This is a genomic window from Planctomycetia bacterium (assembly GCA_021413845.1).
Lineage (GTDB): Bacteria > Planctomycetota > Planctomycetia > Pirellulales > PNKZ01 > PNKZ01.
Genome location: JAIOPP010000126.1, coordinates 1 through 9,160, shown reverse-complemented (window position 1 = coordinate 9,160; position 9,160 = coordinate 1). Strand labels below are relative to the sequence as shown.

At 62.8% G+C, this 9,160-nt stretch carries 6 protein-coding genes; all 6 read right to left on the bottom strand.

What is annotated here, in order from left to right; all coding sequences use genetic code 11:
* Positions 1 to 600: 600 nt before the first annotated feature.
* The gene (locus K8U03_22115) at positions 601 to 918 is read right to left on the bottom strand and encodes a DUF3467 domain-containing protein (GenBank protein MCE9607592.1); all 318 of its coding nucleotides are present in this window, start codon (positions 916 to 918) and stop codon (positions 601 to 603) included.
* Between the two features lie 72 nt (positions 919 to 990).
* Complete coding sequence (locus tag K8U03_22110) at positions 991 to 2,940, bottom strand: preprotein translocase subunit SecA (protein MCE9607591.1); 1,950 nt, start codon at positions 2,938 to 2,940, stop codon at positions 991 to 993.
* A gap of 193 nt (positions 2,941 to 3,133) precedes the next feature.
* Positions 3,134 to 5,350 carry an HlyD family efflux transporter periplasmic adaptor subunit gene (locus K8U03_22105; protein MCE9607590.1) on the bottom strand — a complete coding sequence of 739 codons (2,217 nt, stop codon included), beginning with the start codon at positions 5,348 to 5,350 and terminating at the stop codon, positions 3,134 to 3,136.
* A gap of 84 nt (positions 5,351 to 5,434) precedes the next feature.
* Complete coding sequence (locus K8U03_22100) at positions 5,435 to 6,433, bottom strand: HlyD family efflux transporter periplasmic adaptor subunit (GenBank protein MCE9607589.1); 999 nt, start codon at positions 6,431 to 6,433, stop codon at positions 5,435 to 5,437.
* 139 nt (positions 6,434 to 6,572) lie between these two features.
* Complete coding sequence (locus tag K8U03_22095) at positions 6,573 to 8,606, bottom strand: efflux RND transporter periplasmic adaptor subunit (GenBank protein ID MCE9607588.1); 2,034 nt, start codon at positions 8,604 to 8,606, stop codon at positions 6,573 to 6,575.
* A gap of 412 nt (positions 8,607 to 9,018) precedes the next feature.
* Positions 9,019 to 9,160: transposase (locus K8U03_22090; protein ID MCE9607587.1), on the bottom strand; the 142-nt coding region annotated here is incomplete at its 5' end.

The following is a 9,160-nucleotide window of genomic DNA, read 5'->3' as shown; positions in this document are numbered from 1 at the left end:
TCTCCAAGTTCAAGAAGCTGCTCCGCGACGGAGCCGAACGAACCGTCGACAAGCTCTGGAAGCTCTGCGGCACCATCCTCGATCGCTTCACCGAAACCGAATGCCGGAACTACTTCAAACACTGCGGATACCGATACACCTAACTTAAAACCGCTCTAAGCGCCGCGATTGAACCAAGCCGTCCAACAACCACTCCGGTCCGTGTCCGCCGAACGGCTTGCACGGGCCGGAGCTCGATCGCGTAGCAACTGCGGGGGCCGTCCTTTTCTTAGCATTTCCAACGGCTTCGCGAGGCGGCCGGTTGACCATTGCATACGACGGTATCATTTTTGTACCGATGCGGCCGGTATGATGTCGTGACTCCGTTTCAGAGCGGTTTTCTTCTGAAGCCCGACCTGAAGTCGGGCGCTTACGGTCCCTTATGGGATACAGGGCCTACGTGCCCTCAAGAAAAGCACTAGAATGTCCGGTTATTACCGGACGGCGAGGTCCGTCGGGAGCTCATCGACTGGGTTTGAGTCGAAACAGGACTCGACGCTAGCCTCGAGGTACTCGTACTCGGGTAACTATGCGGACGCACCTCATCTCTGAAGTGCGGCTTTACTTCTTCTCCGCCCGCCTCATGACGTTGGTTTCCAGCGTGCCGAAGACTTGTTCGTGGCGGGCGACGCTCATGCCGAGGGCTTGCAGCAGGCGTTTGGCGGTGAAGTAGTTCATGACGAGGCGCTGGCCGACGACGACCGCATCGCCGGAGCCCATGGGATGGGCGTTGAGGCCGAAGTCGACGATCAGTTCTTCCGGCGTGCCGGTGACGCGGCAGAAGTTGGTGTAAGCGGCGACGAGCTTCGTTTCATCGACCTTGATCGGTTGCGGTGCGGCGGGAGCGGCTTCGGTGTTGGGGAGAGCGGCGGTCGACATGGGAGTTTCCTGCGGTTGAAGAGCGTGACGGAACGTAAGATCGAAACGGGAATCGTGTTCAAAGATGTTAAGCTAGCCCGGCAGATCCAAGAGCGGATCCAAGCCGAGCGGCTGGGCGGAGAGATTGCGTTGCTTCTCGAATGCCAAGAGCCGTTTGCGTTGACGGAACTTGCGGAGTTCGACGGTGCGCTGTGCTCGCTTAAACCAGCGTTCAAGCGCCGGGGATAAAAACTCCGCCGCTTGCGAAGCCGCGCCGAGTTTCTTGAGCTTCATAGCGCGCCGCGGCGACAAGCCTTCGCGCAGCAGGTCGTCTTCGAGCGAGAGGATGTAGCGATACGAGCCGGGATCTCCTTGCCGGCCGGAGCGGCCGACGAGTTGGCGATCGATCCGGGCCGCTTCGTGCATCTCGCTGACGATCACATGGATGCCGCCGAGCTCGGCGGTCCCTGCACCGAGACGAATGTCGGTGCCCCGGCCGGCCATGTTCGTCGCGACGGTGACGCGCCCTCGCTCGCCGGCCCGGGCGACGATCTCGGCTTCGCGGGCCTCTTCATGAGCGTTGAGCACTTCATGCTCGATGCCCGCGGCGACCAAGAGTTGCGACAACGTCTGCGAGCGGTCGATCGAACGGGTGCCGATCAGCACGGGCCGACCTTCCTCATGCATTGCCCGAATCTCGGCGACGATCGCGGTCCATTTCCGTTCGATGGTCGGCAAGATCCAGGTCGGGAGTTTCTTGCGAATCGGCGGGCGATTGGTCGGGATGCGGCTCACGCCGAGGCGATAGATCCGCTTCAACTCGCGGGCCGAGCCTTGGGCCGTGCCGCTCATGCCGGCCAAGTGGCGATAGCGCAAGAAGAATTCCTGCACGGTGACCCGCGCCGCTTGGCCGCCGTCGCCGGTGAGCTCGACATGTTCTTTCGCTTCGATCGCTTGGTGGAGGCCGTTGCGCCACTTACGTCCTTCGGCGACTCGGCCGGTGAACTCGTCGACGATCGCGATCGCCGAGTCCCCCGGTTCCGGTTCGCCCCGCACTAGATAATTGCGATCGCGCCGATAAAGCCGCTCGACGAGGATCGCCCGTTCGACGTCTTCGTACAACGTGACGACGCCGACGGTCGCGAGCTCTTTCGGCTGCGGCAGTCCGCGTACTTTCTCGCGGCCGGCGAACGAAAGCTCGACGCGCTGCGTGCGGGGATCGAGCGCATAATCTTGCTTCTCGACGAACCGTGCGGCGGAATCGGCGGCGAGCCGATAACGAGCCCGATCGCGCGGCGGCACCGGGCCTGCCGCTCCGGCGATGACGAGCGGCGTTCCGGCGTCGTCGATCAAGACGCTGTCCGCTTCGTCGACGAGCATGAAGAAGAGAGACCGCTGGACTGGTTTGTCCGGACCTTTTTCCTGGCTGGCCGGCGCAGGCTCGCCGGTCAGGCGGCCGATGAGATCGGTTCCGACCTCGTCTTGCCCGCGGAGCAGAATCCGATCGCGAAGAAAATCGAAACCGAATTCCTTGCCGGTTCCGTAGGTGACGTCGCAAGCATAGGCTTGCCGACGAGCGTCGGTCTCGGTGCCGCTTTCGACGACGCCGAGCGACAGGCCGAGCGCGGCATAGACGGGGCGCATCAAATCTGCATCGCGCCGGGCGAGGTAATCGTTGACGGTCGCCAAATGCGCCCCACGGCCGTAGAGCGCATAAACATAGAGGGGCAACGTCGCCGTCAGGGTCTTCCCTTCGCCGGTCTGCATCTCGGCCAAGCCTCGTGCGACGAGCGTCATCCCACCCAACAGCTGCACGTCGAAATGCCGCATGTTCAAGGCCCGGCGGGCCGCCTCGCGCACCAATGCGAAGGCATCGACCGCGAGTTGTCGCGGCTGCTCGCCGAGCCGAGCCCGATGCCGCAACAGCAAGCTCCGTTCGCGCAACTCAACGTCGCTCAACGCCTGCAGCTCGGCCTCTTGCGCAGCGACGGCCTTGAGCCGACGGCGATGGAGCAGCGCGGAGAGGGTCGAGAGGAGGAGCATGGGAGGAAGGGGTCGGAGGTCAGGGGTCGGGGGTCAGATGGGAGAAAAGGGGTCAGGGGTCGGAGGTCGGGGGTCAGTAAAGCAAGTCGGCGCGAAGCTGGGCGTGAACGGTAAATAAGTTTCAGTGAAATCGCATTTCGATTCCGTAGCGAATCCTCATCTGACCCCTGACCTCTGACCCCCGACCCCTTCTTCAGAGATCAAAATGAAACGTGCGGCCGAGCCAGCGGTGGACGCGGGCCAGGAGCGGGGTCGGCGGGACGTGGATCTTGGCTGCGCCCCGGAGGCCGATTCTTAATAGCGCATCGGGATCGGTAAGTACGACGCGGACTTGATACGTGGCGCTCAAAGGGCGTTCGATGCCGGCGGCGTCGGTCTCGGTCGCCAGGTCGCCGCCGACTTTATTGCTGAGCCCGCGCGGGCTCTCGACGAGCTCGCGGCGCGCGATCTCTTCGACTTGCCCGCGGAACGTGATGTCCGGCAGCTCGTCGACTTTGATTTCCGCCGCTTGGCCGAGCGCAACGAGTTCGACGTCGGCTTGGTCGACCGCGACGAGCGCTTCCCAGCGCTCCGTGTCGCCGATTTGAAAGAAGAGGGTCCCGGCTTCGAGGGTCGTCGCGAGGTTCTTCTCGTCGCTCGGCAAGCCCGACCAGCCGGGTAGTTCTCCCTGCGGGATTTTCGTCGCTGCGAGGTTTTCGGGCGGAGGGAAAACCGTACCGGCGCGGCCGGCGACGAGCGTCAGGCGATCGTGTTGCTTCCGCTTTTCGGCGAGCGACTCTTCGACGCCGGCCAGCGATTGAAGGAGCTCGGGAATTTGTTGACCGGCTGCGGCGCTGTGGTAGCGCTCGATCCGGCGGGCGGCGAGTTGCGCTCGGAGCTCCGCAGCGCGGCCGACGAGGTCCGCGATCTCCAGTTCGAGGTCCAAGTTTTCGAGCGTCGCTAAGACCGCCCCCGCTGCGACTCGCTCCCCCGGCTGCTTCGCGACCGTGTGGATCCGGCCCGGGACGTCGACGTAGATCCGCTCGGCGGCGAACGGCTCTAGTTCCAAGGTCCCCCAGACCCGATGCGGTAGCGGAACGCACGTCATCAGGGCGAGAGTTGCGATCGCGACCAGGCCGGTGATGCCGAGTCGCCGGCGGCGCGGGCTCCCGGCAGTGCCGAAGCCCTGCGCCAACAGTCCCCGCGCTTGGCGAATAAACGGAATGACGAGCATCGTCGCCAGCGCGATCAAGCCGAACGCGCGGGCCAAGACTTCCAAGCGATACGGCTGCAACCATGCCAAGAGGAACAGATAAATCGAAGAGGTCACGAGCACGCGATAGACGAGCGAGCCGATTCCATAGATCGCGAACCAGCCCCGATTGCGCGCGGGTAAGAGCGGGTCTCCGGCGTCGGTGTTGCCGAAGCAGACCCGAGCGAAGAACTCTCGAATGACGGCGGCGGATTTTTCGGCGAGGTTCGGGGTTTCGACGACGTCCGCCAGAATGAAGTAACCGTCGTAGCGCATCAGCGGGTTGCCGTTGACCAAGAGCGTGCTCACGCCCGAGACGAACATCGTGCTGAGACAAAGCTGATGGAGCGCACCGGGCCGACTGAACCACCAGCCGAAGACGGCCAGCGCCGCGATCACGAGTTCGACGACGATGCCGGCCGCGCTGACTGCGATCCGCTCGCGCTTCGTGAGCCGCCACGAATCGCTGACGTTGCAATACAAGCAGGGGGCGAACACCAAGAACATCAGTCCGAGCTCATGGCATTCGCCGCCGAAGCGCCGGCAGGTGAGCCCGTGGCCGAATTCGTGGACGACTTTAATGGCACCGGTGAGCCCGAGCAGGAGGAGCATGTTGCCGGGAGTGAAGAACTGATGAAACGTCGGCAGTCGCCGCGCGACTTCGTCGTATTGCACCGCGACGAGCCCGAGCGCGGCGACGATCAAGCTCAAGGCAATCAAGCACGCGGCGGGCGAATAGCACCAACGGAGCTTCGGTTCCAAGAAATCGAACAGCGGCGTCGGATCGAGCCCGCGAAACTGGATCGCGGTGGGGCTCAGGAGCTTCTGCAGCCAAGCTCGATTCCAGGCCTTGCGGCGGCGTTCCAACAAGGGGGCGGCTTGGCCGCGGGCATCGGATGTGACGAGGCCCGACTGATGCAAGCCGGCGACGAAGCGGGCGATCCCTTCGGTCGGGAACTGCTGCGGCGCGAAGCGGGCTTCGAGTTCCTCGCGCATCGCTTCCAGGCTGCGCACGCCGTCGATCAGTTCCCACTGCACGAACTCTTCTTCTTGAAACCGAAAGTACCGTAGCGCCAACGGATCCTTCACGACGAAGTACGTCTTGTCGCCGAACGCTTCCCGCACGACGACGAGATCGGCCCGTTTGCGGAGCGTCAGGGGTTGCGTGGGGGAAGGCATGCGGCGGGTAGGGGTCGGGGGTCAGATAAGAGAGAGGCAGCTACGATGTTCGATGGAGAAGGCTTGAGGTGAATGACGTATCGTTCAGCGCGAAGATTTCTCCGGCTGACCCCTGACCTCCGACCCCTGACCCCTCTCTCCTAACTGACCCCCGACCCCCGACCCCTGACCTCTTCCTCCCACTTCCATCTCCGCCTCCACTCCCGGCTTCAGCAGCCACTGGTCGCGATCCCGGCGGTTGTCGACTTCGGCCCAGATGCGGTACTCTCCGCCCGGTTGCACGAGCGGGCTGACGAACGTTACTTTGCCGACGAAAGTTTCGCGGCGGCCGGCGGCGAAGGCCACGTGGACCTGCACCGTGGCGTTCAACAGTTCGCTGGGGTTCCGTTCGGCGAAGGGGACAAACCCTTCGATCCTCAAGCGATCGAGACGGACGATCCGCAGCACCGGCTTGCCGGGCTCGACCCATTCGCCGGGACGATAAAAGAGCTCGACGATTTCGCCGGCGACCGGTGCGCGAATTCGGCGCCGCGCGATGTCGACCTCCGCTTGCTCCGCTTTCGCAGCGAAACCGCCGGCTTCGGTCGCCCGGAGCCCCCGTTCGTACTTACTGACCGAGATCTTGATCCGCGCCTGCTCGGCGGCGAGCCGGAGCTTTTCGAGTTCGACCAGCGAGACGGCGTTGGCTTCTTTTTGATTGGCCGTGAGGCTGATCCGGTACTCCGCTTCTCGGACTTGGTACTCGGCCGTGGCGTATTCCGTTTCCAGTTGGTTGTCGGCCTTGGCGCGAGCGGTCTGCGCTTCGGCGTTCGCCGCCGCCCATTCCAGCTTCGCCAACTGCTCGTCGATCCGGCCGAGCACGGCGTCGAGCGCGACGTAGTCCCCTTCCTTCACCGCGATCGAGCGCAACACCCCGGCCCGCTCCGCCGGAACTTCGACGTCGTCGATCAGCGAGACGAGACAATGCTCGAGACGAAGTGTCGTAGGAGGCTGCGGTGCGGCGGGTAAAGCGGCGTTTAATTCCGCGGCGATGCCGGCGGAAGTACACAGGAGCAGCGCGACGGATAGAGATGGAATACGCATGGGTCAATGACTTAATGACTAATGTCTAATGACTACTGAAATGCAAATCAGTAGTAAGCAATCAGTAAATAGGGTTTACATCAATGGACTTCGTAGCGCATCCTCAACTGACCCCCGACCCCTGACCCCCGACCCCTGCTCAAATCCTAAACAACACTTTCGTTCGTAAATAATCCACGGCGTCGTGCAGCCAGACATATCCTACGGAGCGGCGGCCGCAGTAAATCTTCGTGGCCGCGGCGGCGCCCGGACGTTGCGGAGGGAGGTTTTCCGGCGGGAGCGCGGCGCGAACCAGAACCGTGTTCCCTTTCTCGCCGCGCACTTCGGCCGCCAGATGCACTTCGCGAATCGTGGCGCGGTATTCCTGCGCCGGGGCGGCGGCTAGGCGATAACGAACTTCCAACGCGTCACTCTGGGCGCGCTGGGCGCGAAGCACGTGGCCGATGTCATCTTCCGGAACTTGCAGCTCCAGTTCCCAGGCTGCGGAGGTCCGGCCGACTTCGAGGAGGACTTGCCCGGCCCGCACCGGACGGTTCGACAGTAGTTGTTCCAAGTTCCAGGTGACGACTTCTCCGTCGAGCGGGCTCGTGACTAGGAGTTGCGCATTCTTGCGCTTCAGCAGTTCGAGTTGCTGATCGAGCGCGATCACCCGTTGCTTGAGCTCGCTCCGTTGGCCGCTCAGGCGATGCCGTTCTTGGATCGCGAGCTGCGAACTATTTTCGTAGAGCGATCGCTCGACCGCCGTCAGTTGTTCTTGCGCCGCGGTTCGCTTGCCGGCCGTCTCGGCGAGCGTCACTTCGAGATCGACGTTTTGGAGTTCCAAGAGGGGTTCCCCGACGACGACGTGATCGCCGTGGCGGACGAAGAGTGTTTTGACCGTGCCGTCCCAGGGGGCGAACGCGCTTCGTTGCTCGGCGGGGCGTAAGACCCCGTCGGCCGGGATCGTAAAATCGGCCGGCGCGAAAGCCAACGTCGCTAACGAGACTGCGACGGCGGCCATGATCGCGAGCGTCCGCTTCCGCGTGCCGGGAGCGAACTGCAAGGCGACGCGGTCCCACGCGCGCCACAGCGGCAGCAACGGGATCCGCTCGTGCCGCAGGCCGTTAGCGAGCGCCGACGACGCATGCTCGGCAAGGAAGCGACCCCGCTCCGCTTGCCGGCGCGCTTCCGTCACGTCGGCGAAGTGCTCGATCACGAGCCCGCCGAGCGGCAACGCTGCGGGCTCCGAAACATCTCCGGACGGGGTGTTTTCTTTACTTTTCGGCGGCAAGAGAGGAATGATCGCCAGGGCGCGCACGTGGGTCTCGTCGACGTAGGCTTCGAGCGCTGCGCGGATCGGCGGCGTAAGCGACTCGAGCTCGCCGGGATACTCGAGCGCTTCGCCGACGCGGCAGGCTTCCGCGGCCAGCGCGCTCAGGAGCTTCGCCGCCTCGGAACGGGTTTCGACGACGTCCAAGCCGCTGACGGCGGTGAGGTCGTACTTGCGACCGCGGCGCAGGAAGACCGTCAGACGGTCGGAGCCGACGAGTCGTTTTCCTTCGTTCGCGATCACGTAGGCGATGTGCCGGACGTCGAGCCGTTCGTGCACGGCTTGGGTGAACCGTTCGAGTTCTTCGACGCAGGCGAGCTTCGCTTGTAGGCGATCTTGCTGTTGGTGTCGGAACGCCGCGATTAACTCCGCCGCTTGCGTAATCGCACGCAGCGTTTCGCCGTGCTCCGCCGCAGTGCTCTCCGGCGGCAACAGCAGCTCGACGACCCCCTGATGGATTTCGGCGATCACCAGAGGCGCGACCAATAAGGTCCGTTCGGTCGGGTTCGCCTCGGGGTCCTGCTTGCGCTGCGACAACGGCGGAATGAGTTTTATCCGTCCCGAGACGAAGGTCTCGAAGACGAGCGTGCCGTGCCGCGAGGGAACGTGTTCGGTGCCGAGATCCAGCTTGGGGAACGTGCTCGTCGCGATGGTCGACCAGGCTCCCGCTTCGTCCCGTAAGCGGAGCGCCGCCCCCTCTGCGCTGACGAAATCGACGATCGCGACGAGCCAGCGACGATAAAACGCTTCCGGCGTGGCGTGTTTCTTGAGCGACTCCGCAAACTCACTCAAGAAATCGGCGAATCGGGTGACGGAATCCTCCGCTTCGGCGCGAGGCTCGACAAGCTGATTGAGCTTAATCATGCCGAACACGATCTGCGGAGGGAGGAAGAATCGACGGCGATGCGCATATCGGACCGATGCGCGAGCGACTGATTTCCGATTCAAGGATTCGTGAAGTTAACCGATCGCCGTACGGTTGCAAGGAAATTATTTTAGGCCGGCGTTTACTTCGTGTCGTTTACGTGAAAGTCGTACGCGGTTTTGCGCCGGATTCTTGTTTCGATTCGCAAGAAGACGAATAGGGTATTCATACCAGGGTGTTTCATTCGTAGGTTTTTCATTCTCGAAAAGAAAATAACGGCGGCTTATAAATTTTCTTGACAATATTCTTGGAACCCACCACATTGTCGCGACTTCATTCCTTCCGAATCGTGTTGCGCTTTCTTTTTCTGACCTGCCCCCACGCGTGACACCAAGTGTTGCGTTAGTTTCTTCAAGAATCAAGCTTGGTCTTTGCGCGGAGCGCAGCGTAGCGAAAAGACCAAGCTTGAACGGCCTCGGGAGCCGGGGGTCGATAGCCCAACGAGCTATGCGGACGGATCGTGTTGTATTCAACCTTCCAACGCTCGACGAGC

What these genes read in the sequence shown, in the direction of transcription:
- K8U03_22115 (MCE9607592.1), bottom strand. Translation starts at nt 918, where the DNA reads ATGTCGACCGCCGCTCTCCCCAACACCGAAGCCGCTCCCGCCGCACCG.
- K8U03_22110 (MCE9607591.1), bottom strand. Translation starts at nt 2,940, where the DNA reads ATGCTCCTCCTCTCGACCCTCTCCGCGCTGCTCCATCGCCGTCGGCTC.
- K8U03_22105 (MCE9607590.1), bottom strand. Translation starts at nt 5,350, where the DNA reads ATGCCTTCCCCCACGCAACCCCTGACGCTCCGCAAACGGGCCGATCTC.
- K8U03_22100 (MCE9607589.1), bottom strand. Translation starts at nt 6,433, where the DNA reads ATGCGTATTCCATCTCTATCCGTCGCGCTGCTCCTGTGTACTTCCGCC.
- K8U03_22095 (MCE9607588.1), bottom strand. Translation starts at nt 8,606, where the DNA reads ATGATTAAGCTCAATCAGCTTGTCGAGCCTCGCGCCGAAGCGGAGGAT.